Genomic DNA, 17,217 nt, shown 5'->3' with positions numbered 1-17,217 from the left:
AGTTACATCTGTAACTTTGTTTAAATATTGGTCAAGTTGTTCACCAGTACCACTAAAAGTTTCTGGTGCAACTTTCATTAAGGAAGTCATAGCTTTATCAGTTTCAACAACCGTATCAACTAGCCCCTCACCTAATCGTCTAATTCCATCAGCTAATAAATCTCCAGCCATTTCAGCTAATGTAAATTGTGCAAAGTTGCCTGTGAAATCACTCCAAGTTCCGGTAAATGAACTAGAAAGACTTCTCATTTCACTGTTAAGACTTTTTATTTCTGACTTAGCTGATTTTGCTTCGCTTTTAACATTAGTAAATACTCTTTCAAATGAGCCATCAGTACTACTCGCTAAATTTTGCATTGTTTTTATTTCAGCACTAAAATCTTGAATTTCAATACCTGCTGCTGCCGCCGCCGCCTTTATCTCGTCAAATAATCTAGCTAAGTCTTCTACTTTAATTAAATTATTAATATATGATTCAATATTCTTTAATTCAGACATTAATGCACCAATTTCTTCTGCATTCATATCTAAATCTATGCCTTTTTTAGCTATCTCTTGAACGGCCTCTAATCTACTTTCTACTTCTTTTATTTTGTCAGCATCAATATGTTCGAAATTTATACCTTTAGTTTTAGTTTGTAAGCTTGTAGCTGTCTTTTGGATTTTGTTTAAAGCATCATTTGTTATCGCTCTAAATCCTGTCTGGGAATCGCTAACGTCAACACCATAAAATATTTTAGTTAAAAGATTCATTACAGCATTTGCAAAATTACGGCTTTTAGGCATGTCTTCAAGTGGTCTTACACCGATTACAGCCTGAGCCCTGCCAGCAACCAAAGGTTCTATTACTGAATCCAAATCATCAGGAGAATGCTGGCCATCTGAATCCATACTAACAACATATTTAGGATTGAATTTTAAAACAGCTTCAAAACCAGTTTGCGTTGCAACGCCTACACCTCTATTGATAAGCAAAGAAAAAATATGAATCTTATTCGGATATTTCTTCTTGGATTCCAGAATGACATCTAAAGTATTGTCTGATGATCCATCATTGACAATGACCATATTGTATCCTTTGCGGGCAATCTCTTCAATTACCGGTTGAATTCTGGTCGCTTCGTTATATGCCGGAAGAATAACGTATGTATTTTGCTTATCTTCGGCGCTTGGTTCAAATCCCATTGTACACCCTATTTATAATGGACCTGCGTCCTCTTTTCCTTCACGCATTCCCATTCCAGCTTCTTTTCTCATTGCTTTTCTGTGATACATCATCTTAATTAAGTTCTGTGCATGTTCACGTGCCCTGTTTTCTGCCAGCTTTGCAAGTTCAACCGGATCTTCTTCCTCATCCTCATGGACAAATACCTCCAGGATATGGGTGTTTGTCATGAGCTGTGCGTTGATTAGGCCGGTTGATGCTTCATGAGCGCACATTTTATCCTTTTCCATAGGTCCAGGCATTCCAAGTGCCATTACAATATCACAGTTTTCCTCTTCAATGAGAATTTTAGCGGTTACCGGCAAGTCCTTTACACCGGGAACGGTTTGACGAACAATTTGTAAATCATAAGCGTTGTTTTTAAGCTCGTCTATTGCGGCTGCGGCCATGTCAAAGCGAGCAAATGTAGTATCACAAATTCCAATTCTCATCTAAATTCACCTTATGAAAAAATATGTTTATTAACTTATAAATGTTTAACTTATGATTAAAAAAGTATTATGAATTATTAACTTGAGTAATACTTTAGGGTTTAAATTTATGAAAATTTTTTGAATTAAAAAAAAATTAGTTTTTGTTTAACAGTTCTAAAAACTTATCCTTAGCTTCCTCAATTGTCAGCGGATAATCCCCTTGCATATCATAGCCTTCATCTTCAAGCTGCTGGAACAAATCTGTAACGATTGGAACTTTTAAATTAGCCTGTTCCAATATTTCAGGTTTTGCAAAAATCTCTTTAGGAGTTCCTTCAGCAATTAATAGACCATCAACTAAAACAAAGACTTTTGAAGCATAATTCGGAACTAGGTCCACTTCGTGTGTTGAAATTATAATTGTAATTCCTTCATCATTGAGCTCATTCAACAATTTGGACAAATCAACAACACCTTGAGGGTCAAGACCTGCAGTAGGCTCATCCAGAACCATGATTTCCGGTTTCATTGCAAGAATTCCTGCAATAGCTACCCTTTTCTTTTGCCCTCCGCTTAAATGATGAGGTGCGGTTTTTTCAAATCCACTCATTCCAACACGGGCCAAAGCCTCTTCAACTCTGTCCTGAACCTCTTCCATAGACAATCCTAAATTGAGCGGTCCGAATGCAACATCCTCCTCAACCGTTGGAGCAAAAATCTGATCGTCAGGGTTTTGAAATACGATTCCAACTTTTTGTCTGAACTTTAGTAGGGATTTCTTATCATATTTCAATTCTTCTCCATCAATGAATACCTGTCCTTCATCAGGTTGGTAGATACCATTCAGATGCAGGAATAAAGTTGATTTTCCAGCACCGTTCTTACCTAAAAGCGCAACCATTTCTCCTCTTTCAACTTTTAAGCTAACTCCTTTAAGTGCTTGATAATCGGAATTATAAGAATATTTAATATTTTTTACTTCTAACATGTTTAATTCTCCCTCTTTCTTGGTTCATAAACTGGAAGTTCGCCTGAATAACCTCTAGAGTCTAAAGCAAACTGCAATGTTTCACTTTTATCAAGAGATCTCAAAAATATTGTACTTACAAGAGCCCCTAAAGACTTGAATGAAGACCAGTATGAATGATACCCAAGTCTTGTATGCTGTGCTTTCTGCATTGTGTCAATTTCATTCAGGAATATGAAAATTGTATTGTACATTAAAAGAGCAATTTCAACCATGACTTTAGGAACTTTCAAAGTTCTCAAACAGTTCAATATTTTTGCAATAGGTGTTGTAAGAGCCAGAAAACCTAAACATGGCAAACAACCCATTACGCGCATAAAGGTATAAACTGCATAATGCCATGAATCTGTAGTGACTACAATGCCCCATATTCCAGTTTCATAAATAACATCCCCTTTTCCAAAGAAAAACATTAAAAAGAGACAAGTTATTACAAGAAAAGCCATTGGAAGTGATAAGAATTTCAAATAAGATTTATAGTTAATTTTAGCAATGGCTAAGATAACAATAGACATTACAATAAAAATGAATACGTCGAAATATAGATTATCAAGCGCTAATGTAACAATCAACAGGATTATTGTTAAAAACAATTTAAAATAAGGATTAGTTTCTGTTAACTCATTATGATGTGCAATATAATCCATATCAAATTTCATAAAATCACTTAATCTCTAAAAAAAAGAAAAAATAATAAAGAAGAATTATTCTTCTTTACCTTGTCCTCTCCAGTAACCGAAGAAGTAACCAATAATGATTGCTCCTATAGCTGCTTGAAGAGCGAATAATAAACTTTCGATTTCACCACTAGGTGGTTCCCATATGGATGAGAACCATGGTTCATAATCAGCTGCTTCAATTTGTTCACTAGCTGCATCATCTGATCCACCAAAGTATCCGTCATCTTCTCCATGACCGCTGAACATGACTAATGGTGCAATAAATATTATTATACAAACAACTGCTAAAATTATTAATGTTGATGTTTTCATATTAATCACCTTATGCCTCATTAGGAGCTAAAGCACCGAGTTTATCTAACAATTTAGGTTTGTAAGCTTTTAATCTGTCCCATATAATTACGGTTAAGATACCTTCACCAATAGCTAATGGTACTTGAGTTACTGCGAAAATAGTTAAGAAAGCAGTTAAAGCTGCGCCGAAAGAAGGAGCAGGGAAAGCAAATGCTAATTGGAATGAAGTAGCTACGTAAGTTAATAAGTCACCTAAGAATGCTGCAAAGAAAATTGCAATGGTTGATGAGATATTAGCTTTAGTTAAACCTTTGTATACGAGCCATGCGACAAATGGTCCAACAATACCCATTGAGAAAATGTTTGCACCTAAAGTAGTTAATCCACCGTGAGCAAGTAATAATGCTTGGAACAAAAGAACAATAGTTGCAAGTACTGCGGTTACAGCAGGACCAAATAATGCTGCACCTAATCCGTTACCACAAGGGTGAGAACAACTTCCAGTAACAGAAGGTAGTTTCAAAGATGATAAGATGAACATGAATGCTCCGCTCACTGCAAGTAAAGCTTTGGATTCAGGGGTTTCATCTACGATTTTTTTGATTTGATATAAACCAAAGGCTACAACGGCGAATGATATGACAAACCATATAATACACCATGTCAATGGTAAATATCCTTCCATAATATGCATAAATAATTTCCTCCAAATAACCTATCAAAATAAATTGATAAAACACTCAATAAAAACTTAATTATAGTTAAAATTTTATAAAGTTTTATTGATAATGATATTATATATCTTATTATATATAAATATTATTAGTAATACCCTAAACAAATTTTAGGCAAACCTAATAATTTTAATAAAACAATAAAAAAAGAAGATACTATGAACATAAAAAACAACTTAATTCTAGCACTTGATGTAATGAGTGAAAGTGAAGCCATTGAAATTTGTGATTCAATCAAACAACACATCGACACCATAAAAATCGGCTATCCCCTGGCACTGGCTGAAGGCCTTGAAATCATCAATAAATTAAAGGATCAGTTCGGATTCAAGGTAATCTGCGACTTCAAGGTGGCGGACATTGACGCAACAAATGAAAAGATATGCGATGAAACATTCAAAGCTGGAGCTGATGCGATAATCTGCCACGGCTTTGTTGGCGAAGACAGTGTTCAGGCATGCCTTGACATGGCAAACAAGCACGGAAAGGAACTATTTTTATTAACAGAAATGTCCCATCCCGGAGCAAAGATGTTTCTGCAGAAAAATGCAGAGGCAATAGCCCAGATGGGAGTGGATATGGGAATTACAAACTATGTTGCTCCTGCAACTAGACTTGACAGATTATCAACTATAAGAGATATTGTAGGTGAAAATGCTTACATAATCTCTCCCGGCGTCGGCAAACAAGGTGGAGACGGTAAAAAAACACTGGAATACTCCAATGCAATCATTGTTGGAAGAAGCATATACGAAGCAGACAATCCTGAAATTGCATGTGAAAATTTAATCGAATCGCTGAAATAAAACTAAACTATTTAAATAGAAAAAAATATAAATATTATTGTTCTTATGATTTGGGAACTATAAATAAATTTAAATGGGGTGAAAACGTATGGCAAACGAAGTAACAAAATTAATTATGGAAACCATCTTAGCATTAATTACAACTGCATTCGCATTTGTAGCAGGTGAAGCATGGAACAGTGCTATTCAAGCATTAATTGAATCCATTGTAGGTGCTGGAGATGCTATTCCTAGTTTATTAATTTACGCAATTATTGTAACCATAATTGCTGTTGTCGTAACTGTACTCATTGCTAGAGTAGCTGCTAAAATGGGTATAGAAGGCGAATAAACAACTTAAAAGGAATTTTACATTCCTTTTTAACTTCTTTTTTTATAACTTTTCAAAAACAATTCCTGCAAATTCATAGGCTATTTCAAAGGATATGAAGCATAGGAATATCCAAAAACTGAATACACCACAAATGGCCAAAAGTAAAATCACGACTTTCATCACGCATCTGTATTCAAAAAACAGATTTAAAAACCTATTGTCTGTAACTTTTGAAATCAGTTCATGGCCTACTTCATCTGAAAATGCTGCTAAAATGCATATTAATAATATGACTAGGCTCAATTCAGGAATTCCGCAGACTAAAATTATTATCAAAAACAGAATCAATGTAATTATATGATGAATTCCATCAACTTTCAGGGCTATCAGATTGCCTATCAGAATAGCTATGAAGATATAAGCTGCCTCGACACTGTAAACAGTTGCTGCAGCTGATGTTACTGCACATAAAATGCCAAAAATGCTTGCAAACTTCAAATCATCGTTTACATCGAATAAATCATCTGAATATTTCATGAAAAATCCAGACAGTAAAAATAAAATTGCCAAAATAATATAACTCATCTAATCACTATTAATCCTATCTAAAGCGGCTGCATATATCATTGGTAAAATAACAGTTACATCACCAACTACGCTTGCAAGACTTGATCCGCATCTCGCCTTTGCCCAGGATTTTGCCTCTTCCAATGGTGCTCCTCCTAAACTGCCCGCTTCGGGCCTGTCCATTGTGATTTGAATGGCCGCATCAAGACCGCCTTTAATTACATTGGAAGCCAATGTATAATGTTTTGTAAGACCTCCTCCCAAAAGGATGGCGCCAACTTTTTCAGATTCAAATACAATATCGGATAAATAAGGCATATCTCCAACAGCACTAATAGTAAAATCATGGTCCTGTGTAAAGATCCATAATTGTAATCCCATCATGGAATCTATCAATCCAGGAGCAAATATCGGAACATTGCATCTTGCTGCAGTTGCAACAAATGAGTTTTCATCCTCGACCAAAAGGCCAATTTCATAAAGCAGTTCCTGAATAGAGACAACTTTCTTTTCAGAAGCAATTTTTTCGAATATCTTAATTATTTCAGCTTCAAAAATTGTAAAATCATCTGATCCTACATTAATGTCAGCAATACGACCTATTCCCTCTTCATTCAATTCTTCATCGTCTTTTCCTTCATGACGGTAATGAGCTCCACCAAACGCCTCTACAAGATCATGTGTAATATTGGCTCCGCTTGATACAATCAAGTCAACATGTCCTTGCCTAATCATTTTAGTAACTATATTTCTCATTCCCCCCGGAATCAAAGGACCTCCAAGGCTCATGAATACACTCATATCCTCATCCTTTATCATGTCAGTTAGAATATTGCATGCGCGCGCTACACGTCCAGCGCCCAAAACTCCTGATTCATCAAACTGATTGATCAAATCAGATATTTTCATATTACTTTCTACATCGATTTGGTTAACTCTCATTTAATCACATTAATTAATTAGTAACAATTGGAAATTGGTCAAGGTTGGTAATCGTATTTATTAAATCTGTTCTTGTGACAATTCCAAGCAAAACTTGATTGTTATCTGCTACAATCAATCTGGAAATGGATTTCTTAAGCATTACTTCAATGGCATTTGCGATTTTTAAATCTTCATTTACAATCACGACATTGGTTGACATCAATTCCCCGACTGTCAAATCTTCCTTATCTTCTGCAATAGCGTGAACAAGGTCTGTTAATGTAAATACTCCAACAACTTTTCCATTTTTTATTACTGGAGCACCATCAATATCATTGTCAGCAAGTTTTTTGGAAGCGTCTTTAACCGAACAGTCAACTGTAAATGATATTACATCACGGCTTGCAATGTCACCTACAGTCTGTTTAGGAATGCTTCTGATGGTTTTTGTATCAACCAATAGAATATTGTCCATGTCATCACGGCCCACAATAGTACCCATTATACCTAAGTTATTTACAGGTGTAGGACCAATGCTTACAGTGTCTCCCAAATTCAAGTCTTTAATGCTTCCTAAGACTTTAATTGCAGCTTCACATTCACTAGGTTGAGGAACACTTGTGAATTCTATTTTTGCAACAGAAATATCCTCTATTCTTTTACCATTCTTATAAATAGGCACTTTGGAATCTTCATCGGAAACTGAAATATTTAATGAGTGATAAGCTTCAATAGTTGGCTTATATCCTCCTCTAGGTCCAGGTACACCCTTAACTAAACCTAAACTTCGCAAAGATTGCATCTGGTTACGGATTGTTCCAGGATTTCTTCCCATAACCTCAGCAATATCTTCACCCTTAATAGATTTGCCATCGGAGGATTGATATAAGTTAATTAAACTTTGTAAAATTTCTTTTTGAACAGATGTTAACATGTTTAATCCCCATTAATTAATATAATATATCTATATTTGTAAGGTATACTTTATAAATTTTAATGATTTATCATGATGATTTTTTGGTGGCTTTTGAACAATGTTTAAAAAAAAAGAAAAGTTGAAATGATTATTCAACCAATTGTTTCAAATCATTTCTTATAATGGAAGTTGCATCGAATCCTTTGATAGCATCCACCATTTCAGGGAACTTTGCCTTAGGAATCAATACATTGATTTGTGAGAAATCGGAACCTGGAGTGATTGTAGGTTCATCAGCACAAAGTTTATTGTCGATCAAATAATTTGAAACCGCTTCTATTTTGGAATTTGCAATATTGAACTTTACATCGAAATATTTTTTAGCGGTAATCGCTCCAAGCAACTGCTCATAAATCATTTTAGCTTTATCAAGTTTCTCACCGGTACAATTGACCCCTGCATAAAGTCCTGCAGAAGAGTGCAAAATGGTTTCTATTTGCTTTAAGCCAGCTTTCTTTAAGCTGCTTCCGGTTTGAGTATTGTCAACAATCAAATCAGCACCCTTAGCAATATAAACTTCAGTAGCTCCATCGGAGTTAATAACCTGTACCATTTCATTGTCACCATGAGTCAAACCCCTGACCTGGACAAAAGGTATTGCATCGCCGTATATTTCCTGATACACTTCATTTTCCATAATGAATTTTCTTGTTAAATTAGGATATTCTGTGAAACATAAAATTGGAGTTTTTCTGTCTTTATTAGCTCTGAACAAATCTGATAAACTGTCATATGGAGAATCTTTAGGAACAGCAACAATCAGACGGGTCTTACCATAATCCAAGTCCCCGATTTTAACTGTGTTGGATTCTCTTAAAACTGATTCCTCTTTAATCCAATCTTCACCGACAATAGCAATATCAATTATTCCCCTATTCAATTCAACAGGAGCGGATTGAGGACGAGTTAAATAAGCAATGATGTCTTCATCGTTTAAAATTTCAATTTCATAGGATTCGTCACCAGGTTCATATCCCTTTACTTCATAACCTGCATCAACAAAGAGTTGATAAGTATTTCCTCTTTTTACATTATTTAAACTTCCCTTTGGAAGCCCTAAAATTATTTTATCGTTCATAATTATACCTAACTTAGACTTATTATTTTTAAATTATATAATATTTATGGAAAATTTTAAAAAAAAAGAGAAATCAGTTGTGATAATTCTCACAACTTTGTCTTGAAAGCGCATGCTTGTGGACATGCATATGCTTTATTCCACTATCCGTAACAATTTCATCAATTATTTTAATGCCTTCATGAGAATGGGTATGCTCGCCGTCATTGTGGAAGTGATAATGGGAGTGTTCCACATTTTCAGTGTCTATCTTTCTAATTGAATCATCGAATTTTCTATCATAGAGCAATGCTGCATTCAATACTACAAGACAGGATCCAGCATTGTGTACAATAGCACCAGTTACCGGATTTAGAAGACCTAAAATAGAACAGACAATAGCCACTGCATTGATTGTCATGGACATTGCAATATTTGCCTTGATTGTAAATAATGTTGAATTTGAAAGCTTTTTAAGATATGGAATCTTACCGATATCATCTCCCAAAAGTGCGATGTCAGCCGCTTCGATGGCCACATCACTTCCAACGGAACCCATAGCTACACTGACATCGGCGGTTTTGAGTGCCGGCGCATCATTTACACCATCACCAATCATGCAAACCTTTTTGCCTTCACTTTTGAGCTTTTCAATCCATGAAAGCTTTTCTTCTGGAAGCAGATTGCCGTAAACCTTTCCGATTCCAACTTGAGATGCGAAGTAATTAGCAGTTTCTGTGTTATCTCCTGTGAGCAATATGGTTTCAGTTCCCAAATCATGCAGGTTTTGAATCATGCCTTTGGAATCTTCACGAATCACATCAGATAATCCAATCAAACCAATGACCTCGTCATTTAATGCAACAATGATTGAAGCTTTTCCCTCATTTTTTAACTTGTCCAATTGAGTGTCGACATTTACATCAATATTGTTTTCTGATAGAAATTTGGAGTTTCCTGCATATACCTTACCATAAGAGTTTGTACATGTAACCCCTTTTCCGGGATACATCTTAAAGTCTTGCGGTTCTTCAATATCAATTTCAGCTTCTTTGGCATTGTTGACGATAGCCTTGGCCAAAGGATGTTCGCTTAATTTTTCGCATGAGGCAACAATCTTAAGCACATCCTCTTTTTTTAGATTATTCTCTAAAGAGATAACATCAGAAACCTCTAGATTACCATAAGTCAATGTTCCAGTTTTATCGAATACTAAAGTATTTAAAGCTCCAAGTGTCTCCAAGGCTTCACCAGATTTGATTAAAACACCATATTTTGTTGCCTGACCGATAGCGGCCATAATGGCAGTTGGTGTAGCTAAAATTAGTGCACATGGACAGAATACTACCAATACTGTTACTCCCCTTTCGATATTGCCTGTAATCAGCCAGGCTGCAATTGCAATGAATAATGCAACAGGAACAAGCCAAGTTGCCCACTTATCTGCAATCCTTTGGGTCGGAGCCTGTTTTTCATCAGCAGCCTTTACAAGATCAATCAGCTTCTGAAGTGATGAATTCTCACCCAAGCTTGTTGCTTTAATGTCAATTGCACCGTACAGGTTCATTGTACCGCAGAATACCTCATCTCCCACTTCCTTATCAATCGGCAGGGATTCGCCAGTCATGATTGACTGGTCAAGTGATGAGGTGCCGCTTATTATCTCACCATCAACAGGTACGCTTTCACCCGGAAGGATTCTTAAGGTATCGCCGATTTTTATTTCATCAACTGAAATCATCTCTTCTTGTCCATTGACAATTCTTCTTCCTGTTTGCGGAGTTAAATTAATCAAATTTCTTAAACCTTTTTTGGCTCGCTCAACTGTCCAGTCTTCAAGAAGAGCTCCTAACGCCATAATCCATGCAACCTCACCTGCAGCAAATATTTCACCTATTAAAAGTGAAGCCACCATAGCTATTGCAATCAACAGGGCAGATGAAATCCACTTTTCACGAATCAACCTGGTCATTGCCAGAAGCAGCATTGGAATACCGCTTATAATTACTGTTCCCCACGCAGGGTTCAGGTAAATTGGAGTGTCAATTCCAAAAATCATAAAAATAACTGCTATAAATAAAAATATGCCTGAAATAATTGTCATCTTTAAACCAAATAGGAAGTCAGTTATTTCATCAATCACACAAAACACCTCTAAGTATTACTTTTTTTAAGTTCATTTAAATACTCAGTATTACTCAAAAATTTTTTAATAGTTTTCCCCAGATTTTGAAACAAATTAAAAAATTAAATCCAGCAAGTACCAAACAGCCAAAAAGTATTACTTTTTTTGAGTTCATTTAAATACTCAGTATTACTATTAATAATTTTGTCAAAAGAAATATATAAAAGTATTACTTTTTTTGGGTTCATTTAAATACTCAGTATTACTAAAGAAAAATAATGTAAAGTATTTTTTCCAAATTAAAAAAATAAAAATTTGATGAAAACTAAGGATTAATAATATCCAATGCCTTTCTGGCATAGGCCCTATCCTTTTCCTTTTCATCTTCAGACAAATCAGAATATGGAATCATCAGCTTATCCCACTTCTCCAATTTTTCATGTGCATTTAAAACAATCAATTTATCTTCATCACTTAATTCAGCATCTGACTTATCGATGATTGCAAGCAATGAATCCAAATATTTAGAAATGGAGCCGGCCCATTCACACCATTGAACATGCTCCAATTCGGATAATTTCTCCAAAATATCTTCATCCATAATATCACTATGGTTTCATGGCCAAATCCATTATGCTGAAAGGGTCGCCCTCTTTTCTAGGTGCGGCCTGTCCCAAACCGAAAGCGGATTTTGCAAATTCCTTATTCATCCTTTTTGAAACTTCGCCAAATATCATCTTATATGCAGTGCACTGCGGATCAACAGCTTTCGGTGTTTGATATGCAACAATCGCATTGTAAGGACATCCCCCCTCACAATACTTTACATATCTGCATTTTTTGCAGTTTTCATCAACATAATCTCTGAATTCCATTAGCTTTGCCCATGCTTCAGACTCTTTTAAATCATCGAAACTTGGGTTTGTGCCTACATTGCCTAAAACATAGTCCGGCATTCCGACAAATCTGTAGCACGGATAGATTGAACCGTCGGAACCTACAGCTAAAGTTGTTCCAATGCAATCGGCGAATGTGCAAAGGGTTCCTCTTCTTCTTAGTGTGCTTTTACAGATATGGTCCAAATCCATTACGGAAAACTTATCCAAGTCATAAAGATACTTGTCCAACCATTCTACTAGGAGTTTTCCATGGTCTTCCTGGTCAAGCGCCCAAGGGTCCGCATTATCTCCTCTCAGTGAAGGAAGGGCGGCATGAATCTTAAGGCTCATTCTTTCATCTTTAAAGAAATCATACAGTTCGTCTGAAAAGTCTTTTGAATAATCTGTTACGGTTAAAACAAAATTAATTATCAGGCCTTTCTCCTTGGCCAGTCTGAATTTTGACATGGTCTTGTCGAAATAGCCCGCTCCCCTTTGATAATCGTTGATTTCCTTTGGCCCGTCAATACTTGTACTGACGACAACATTGTATTTAATGAATAAATCAATTAATTCCTCTGTCAAAAGCCAAATGTTGCTTTGAAGGGAAAATCCGTCAAGATTAGGTATTTTGGATAATTTTTCCAAGGCTTTCTCATAAAAATCGTAACCCGCCAAAAGCGGTTCTCCGCCATGGAAGGTGAAGTGAACCTTATCGTCTCTGAAATCCTCCAGCCATGTTATTATCTGGTCTATGATTTCCAAATCCATCATTTCCTTTCTGTTTTCAGAACCCCAACAGTATTTGCAGTTTGATGGACAGTTGAGTGTCGGGATAATCATTACATGAAATGTCATAGCTATGTTCTAATCTTATTCAATTCTCTTAAGAGCTGTCTTTTCTCATCCGGATCCATATCATCATTTACGAAGAATATGTATCCGCATTCCTCACATTTTACAGTATCCATTTCTGCATGAGCCCTATGATTGTCTATGATTTTTCTATGGGCTATCTTGTCTTTTGAGCCGCATTTAGGGCATGGTGCTAAAAGTTCTTCAATCTTCATAATTCCCACCTTAGTTAATATTTCTATTTTTAAAGTATATAATATTATAGAAAAGTATAAATAAGATGGATAAATGACTGCAATTTTACGAAATGACTTCAACAAGCTTTAAATATCAAATAATTTAATATAAATTATTTAATTGATAATTGAAGTGATTTGAATGCCATATGATTACTACGACTATTTCCTGAAACGGAGAAACAGCAAAATATTTACCGAAACAGAAAACCTTGTTAGGCAAAAGCTTTGGAGAGAAACATTTGACGTGGTTGAATCACAGGGATGGAAGGATATAATCGAGAAAATTAGAAGAACTAACGATTTAGAATCTTAATGAATTGCCTGTAAACCGGAAAACCGATTTTTCTGATAAACAAAAGAATATATTTGAAGCCTGGAAATTCGAATTCCTTTTTTACCTTTTTCAATTCCTCTATGATATCCAGTTTTTGAGGGCATTTCCTTAAGCATTTTCCGCAGGCATTGCACATACCGGCATTTCCCTCATTGCCCATGATTCCTCCGGCATACTGGTAATAATCAATCAAAGACGGGTTAATAAACCCTTTATGTCCAAACAAATATTTTTCATTGTAAATTCTCATGCATGTAGGAATATTAACGCCCTGCGGACATGGCATGCAGTAGCCACATGTGGAACAGTTGATTTTCAGGGAATTTCTCATGACCCTTTTGACGAGCTCAACGGTTTCCATATCCTCAAAGCTCATTGATAATGGAGTGGTTTTTTCTGCAATATCCAAATTGTCATCCAACTGCTCAAAACTGTTCATTCCAGATAAAACACTAGTAATGTTTCTGTTGTTCAATACCCATTCCATCGCCCATTGGGCATTGCTCTTATCGGGATTTGCCTTTTTGAAAATGTCTTCAGCATCCTTAGGCATTTTCCCTGCAAGAATTCCTCCTTTTAATGGCTCCATTACCAGAATGCCCATTCCCTTTGAAGCAGCATAATCGATTCCTTCAGCACTGATTTGAACATTATCGTCAAAGTAGTTATACTGTACCATCACAATATCCCAGTCATAGGCATCCACAACCTGTTCAAATTCCTCCTTAGGGCCGTGATATGAAAAGCCGACATGTTTTATTTTGCCCTCGGCTTTGGCCTTATCGATGAATTTAATCAAATCCCTTTTCAATAATCGGTTGATGGTTTTAAGGTCAACTGCATGTATCAGATAATAGTCGATGCAATCCAACTGCAGCCTTTTGAGCTGTTCGGCCAGGATGTTTTCCATATCCTCATATTTTCGAACATTTATTGATGGCAGCTTTGTGCAGATTTTTACTTTTGATTTAATCTCCGGCGTTAAAATCTCACCTAAAAAAGATTCGCTGTCCCCATACAGATAAGCGGTATCGATGAAATTGATTCCATTATCGATTGCATAGTAAATTAACTCTTTTGCCTTATTCCTATCAATCTTACCATTTTTTAAAGGCAATCTCATGGCTCCAAAGCCCAATGTGGATATTTCATCACCTGTTTTGGGTATCAGTCTGTATTGCATTTAAATCATACGAATAATTTTGTCCTTGATGATTTTAAGCAAAACCCCCACTCCATGGGTAACCGGCCCTTTGGTTGAGGAGTTTTCAACATCATATCTTACTGTTATCGGCACTTCAAGAATTCTTAAATTGTTTTCTGCCGCATCAGCTATCATTTCACTTTCGATTCCAAAGCCAGGATCCCTAAATTTATAACAAGAGATGGTTTTTCCGGAAAAGGCCCTGAATCCGCTTTGTGAATCGGTTACATGTGTTCCGGCACAGACATTGGTAGCTATATCCAGAACGGTCTGACCGACACGCCTGTAGGCAGGAGTATTTTCATCAAAACCGTTCATATACCTGCTGCCGTTTACAAAATCAGCCTTATCTTCTACAATAGGTTTAACCAGCAATGGTATTTCATCGGGATTGTGCTGCCCATCACCGTCAATGGTTACGACAACATCATAACCCTTAACTTCCCTAAAGGCATCCCTTAGCGATACCCCCTTGCCGTAATTGGTGGGGTGCTTTAAAAGAAGAGCTCCTGCATCCTGGGCGATTCTGGAAGTGTCGTCGCTGCTTCCGTCATCTACCACCAACACATCATCGGCATATTGGAGGGATTTTTTAACAACCCCCTCTATAGCTGCCTCTTCATTAAATGCAGGAATAATAACAATAGACTTCATTCTATTCTGTAGTAATCTTTCATCCATTCGACAGTTCTTTTAATTCCCTCTTCAGGCGGAACTTGAGGATCATGCTTTAAATCACGAATCGCTTTTGAAAAATCGATTGTTTTGACTTTTGTTGTGAACTCCTCTGCAGGAGTGTAAGTCACTAATGAATCATCGATTCCAACAGCGTCCAGAACCATGTCGGAGTACTGCTTAATGTCCCTTTCCCATTCCTGTTTGCTTCCTACATTGTAGACTTCACCAGGAATGAAATTATCGACGATGTTTGCAAAGGTTCTTGCAGTATCTTCCACATAGTCAATGATTCTCTTATGACCCATATGAACTGAGTAAGGAAGTCCATGTAAAGCTTTATAGATGAAAATCGGAATGAATCCCTTATATGGTGAATAAGCTTCATGAGGACCGTAGCAGTTAACCGGCCTTACGCGCACGGTTTCTGTTCCGAACATTGTTGCAGAGTTCATGCACATGAGCTCTCCGGCCCATTTGGATATTGCATAATCGTTCATCTGATAGGTTTCAGAAATAGGCCTTTTTTCCATTACGTCTTCAGACATTATCCCTTCATAGTCTCCGTATACTTCAGCTGATGAAAATGAAATCATTCTGAAGTCCAGCTTTTCCTGAAGGCGAATCATGTTTTTCAAACCGATTACATTGGTTTCCCAAAGGTTTTCATAGTATCCTTCACCGTTCCATCTTCCGTATTCCGCAGCCAGATGATAGACATAGTCAAACTTGTCGTTATCATCGAAAATCCTTTCCATCTGACGATAATTCCTAACGTCTCCCCTTACATAGTCGGAATAGGAGTCGGAATACAAGTCGGCTTCCCCTTCATGATGTAACAAATCGACCGCTAAAACTTCATGTCCTCTGCTTCTAAGTTCATTGCAGAGGTTTGTTCCAATAAAACCGCTACCGCCGGTAACTAAAATTCTTTGAGTTTCCATATTCAAGCCTCATTAATAATGCATTTCATATATTCTAATAAATCATCTTTTGATTCCGGATCATCCATTGCAAACTCGATGGAGGTCTTCAGCCATTCGAACCTGTTTCCGATATCATAGGTTTTCCCCTCAAATGTAACCCCATAGATTGAATCCAATTTTTGAAGAGCATCGGTCAGCTGAATCTCACCGCCAACGCCAGGTTCGGTTTCATCAATCTTATCGAAAATGTCAGGTGTCAATACATAACGGCCCATAATCGCAAGGTTTGATGGTGCCTGATGGACTAAAGGTTTTTCTACGAGTTTTTCAATATTGTAAACATTAGGTTCCACTTCAGTTCCCTTAATGATTCCATACCTTTCAACTTTTTCTTTTGGAACCGCTTCAAGGGATATTGCTGAAGCATCATACTTTTCATGAACATCAATCAGCTGTTTGGTGCATGGAGTTGGACCTTTTGTGATTGAATCCCCTAAAAGGACTGCAAAGGGTTCACCGCCGACATGCTTTTTAGCACAATAGATTGCATCTCCAAGCCCTTTCTGTTCCTTTTGTCTCACATAGCAGATATCCGCCAAATCAGTGATTGCACGTACTTGTCTTAGGCGGTCATCCTTGCCTGCACTCTGCAGTGTCTGTTCAAGCTCGAATGATTTGTCGAAGTGGTCTTCAATAGACCTTTTGTTTCTACCTGTCACGATTAGGATATCATCGATTCCAGAAGCAACAGCCTCTTCGATAACATATTGGATTGTTGGCTTATCATAAACAGGCAACATCTCTTTAGGTTGCGCTTTGGTTGCAGGCAAAAATCTGGTTCCAAAACCTGCAGCCGGAATTACAGCTTTCATAATCTATCACCATATAATTTTAATTATTAATAATTTTTAGTTAAAATATTATAAATAGATTAGTAATTTTTAATAGAAAATGACTTTAAAAGA

21 protein-coding genes are annotated in these 17,217 nt (G+C 36.5%); 3 read left to right on the top strand and 18 right to left on the bottom strand.

Annotated elements, in window-relative coordinates:
* The 6 genes from ACKI3D_RS01890 to ACKI3D_RS01865 all read right to left on the bottom strand — a co-directional run.
* Window positions 1–1,185 (bottom strand): glycosyltransferase family 2 protein (locus ACKI3D_RS01890; protein ID WP_407391809.1); only part of this gene is annotated, 1,185 nt, incomplete at its 3' end.
* Window positions 1,186–1,197: 12 nt separating this feature from the next.
* Window positions 1,198–1,656 carry a riboflavin synthase gene (gene ribC / locus ACKI3D_RS01885; RefSeq protein WP_407391807.1) on the bottom strand — a complete coding sequence of 153 codons (459 nt, stop codon included), beginning with the start codon at window positions 1,654–1,656 and terminating at the stop codon, window positions 1,198–1,200.
* A 136-nt stretch (window positions 1,657–1,792) separates the two neighbouring features.
* Window positions 1,793–2,626, bottom strand: coding sequence for an ATP-binding cassette domain-containing protein (locus ACKI3D_RS01880; protein WP_407391805.1), 834 nt, complete (start codon window positions 2,624–2,626; stop codon window positions 1,793–1,795).
* Window positions 2,627–2,628: 2 nt separating this feature from the next.
* Entirely contained in the window at window positions 2,629–3,324 is a 696-nt protein-coding gene (cbiQ, locus tag ACKI3D_RS01875; RefSeq protein ID WP_407391803.1) for a cobalt ECF transporter T component CbiQ, read from the bottom strand.
* Window positions 3,325–3,369: 45 nt separating this feature from the next.
* On the bottom strand, window positions 3,370–3,657 hold the full coding sequence (locus ACKI3D_RS01870; protein ID WP_407391802.1) for an energy-coupling factor ABC transporter substrate-binding protein: 288 nt from the start codon (window positions 3,655–3,657) through the stop codon (window positions 3,370–3,372).
* A 10-nt stretch (window positions 3,658–3,667) separates the two neighbouring features.
* Entirely contained in the window at window positions 3,668–4,333 is a 666-nt protein-coding gene (locus ACKI3D_RS01865) for an energy-coupling factor ABC transporter permease (RefSeq protein WP_407391800.1), read from the bottom strand.
* A gap of 198 nt (window positions 4,334–4,531) precedes the next feature.
* Between ACKI3D_RS01865 and pyrF the strand changes: the two genes are divergently transcribed.
* Together pyrF and ACKI3D_RS01855 are read left to right on the top strand one after the other, a co-directional pair.
* Window positions 4,532–5,179 (top strand): orotidine-5'-phosphate decarboxylase, encoded by a 648-nt coding sequence (pyrF, locus tag ACKI3D_RS01860; protein WP_407391798.1) that lies wholly within the window; start codon window positions 4,532–4,534, stop codon window positions 5,177–5,179.
* Window positions 5,180–5,267: 88 nt separating this feature from the next.
* Complete coding sequence (locus tag ACKI3D_RS01855; RefSeq protein ID WP_407391796.1) at window positions 5,268–5,510, top strand: DUF5654 family protein; 243 nt, start codon at window positions 5,268–5,270, stop codon at window positions 5,508–5,510.
* Window positions 5,511–5,552: 42 nt separating this feature from the next.
* Here ACKI3D_RS01855 and ACKI3D_RS01850 read toward each other — a convergent pair whose 3' ends face one another.
* From ACKI3D_RS01850 to ACKI3D_RS01815, 8 genes are all read right to left on the bottom strand, one after another.
* A complete protein-coding gene (locus ACKI3D_RS01850; RefSeq protein ID WP_407391794.1) occupies window positions 5,553–6,077 on the bottom strand; it encodes a hypothetical protein in 525 nt (174 codons plus the stop codon).
* Window positions 6,078–7,001: a deoxyhypusine synthase gene (locus ACKI3D_RS01845; RefSeq protein ID WP_407391792.1), complete on the bottom strand. Its 924-nt coding sequence runs from the start codon at window positions 6,999–7,001 to the stop codon at window positions 6,078–6,080. It lies immediately after the preceding gene.
* Between the two features lie 13 nt (window positions 7,002–7,014).
* Window positions 7,015–7,917 (bottom strand): CBS domain-containing protein, encoded by a 903-nt coding sequence (locus ACKI3D_RS01840; protein WP_407391789.1) that lies wholly within the window; start codon window positions 7,915–7,917, stop codon window positions 7,015–7,017.
* A 130-nt stretch (window positions 7,918–8,047) separates the two neighbouring features.
* Window positions 8,048–9,037, bottom strand: coding sequence for an ATP phosphoribosyltransferase (locus ACKI3D_RS01835; RefSeq protein WP_407391787.1), 990 nt, complete (start codon window positions 9,035–9,037; stop codon window positions 8,048–8,050).
* Between the two features lie 73 nt (window positions 9,038–9,110).
* A complete protein-coding gene (locus ACKI3D_RS01830; protein WP_407391785.1) occupies window positions 9,111–11,159 on the bottom strand; it encodes a heavy metal translocating P-type ATPase in 2,049 nt (682 codons plus the stop codon).
* Between the two features lie 307 nt (window positions 11,160–11,466).
* On the bottom strand, window positions 11,467–11,742 hold the full coding sequence (locus ACKI3D_RS01825) for a hypothetical protein (RefSeq protein ID WP_407391784.1): 276 nt from the start codon (window positions 11,740–11,742) through the stop codon (window positions 11,467–11,469).
* Between the two features lie 7 nt (window positions 11,743–11,749).
* A complete protein-coding gene (locus tag ACKI3D_RS01820) occupies window positions 11,750–12,877 on the bottom strand; it encodes a TIGR04083 family peptide-modifying radical SAM enzyme (protein WP_407391783.1) in 1,128 nt (375 codons plus the stop codon).
* Between the two features lie 2 nt (window positions 12,878–12,879).
* The gene (locus ACKI3D_RS01815; protein ID WP_407391781.1) at window positions 12,880–13,089 is read right to left on the bottom strand and encodes a TIGR04165 family Cys-rich peptide; all 210 of its coding nucleotides are present in this window, start codon (window positions 13,087–13,089) and stop codon (window positions 12,880–12,882) included.
* Between the two features lie 163 nt (window positions 13,090–13,252).
* Here ACKI3D_RS01815 and ACKI3D_RS01810 point away from each other — a divergent pair, with 163 nt between their 5' ends.
* A complete protein-coding gene (locus ACKI3D_RS01810) occupies window positions 13,253–13,426 on the top strand; it encodes a hypothetical protein (protein WP_407391779.1) in 174 nt (57 codons plus the stop codon).
* On the opposite strand, the gene ACKI3D_RS01805 is transcribed toward ACKI3D_RS01810, so the two are convergent.
* From ACKI3D_RS01805 to galU, 4 genes are read right to left on the bottom strand one after another with little or no spacing between them, the layout of a single operon-like run.
* Entirely contained in the window at window positions 13,407–14,630 is a 1,224-nt protein-coding gene (locus ACKI3D_RS01805) for an aldo/keto reductase (protein WP_407391777.1), read from the bottom strand. The genes ACKI3D_RS01810 and ACKI3D_RS01805 overlap by 20 nt on opposite strands.
* Window positions 14,631–15,332, bottom strand: a complete 702-nt coding sequence (locus tag ACKI3D_RS01800; protein ID WP_407391775.1) for a glycosyltransferase family 2 protein — start codon at window positions 15,330–15,332, stop codon at window positions 14,631–14,633.
* Window positions 15,302–16,270 carry an NAD-dependent epimerase/dehydratase family protein gene (locus ACKI3D_RS01795; RefSeq protein ID WP_407391773.1) on the bottom strand — a complete coding sequence of 323 codons (969 nt, stop codon included), beginning with the start codon at window positions 16,268–16,270 and terminating at the stop codon, window positions 15,302–15,304. Before ACKI3D_RS01795 ends, ACKI3D_RS01800 begins: the two co-directional genes overlap by 31 nt.
* 2 nt (window positions 16,271–16,272) lie before the next feature.
* The gene (galU, locus tag ACKI3D_RS01790) at window positions 16,273–17,124 is read right to left on the bottom strand and encodes a UTP--glucose-1-phosphate uridylyltransferase GalU (protein ID WP_407391771.1); all 852 of its coding nucleotides are present in this window, start codon (window positions 17,122–17,124) and stop codon (window positions 16,273–16,275) included.
* Between the last annotated feature and the right edge of the window lie 93 nt (window positions 17,125–17,217).

Source organism: Methanobrevibacter sp. (genome assembly GCF_045586545.1).
In the GTDB taxonomy this organism is placed as follows: domain Archaea; phylum Methanobacteriota; class Methanobacteria; order Methanobacteriales; family Methanobacteriaceae; genus Methanocatella.
This window is presented reverse-complemented; position numbering and strand designations above follow the sequence as displayed.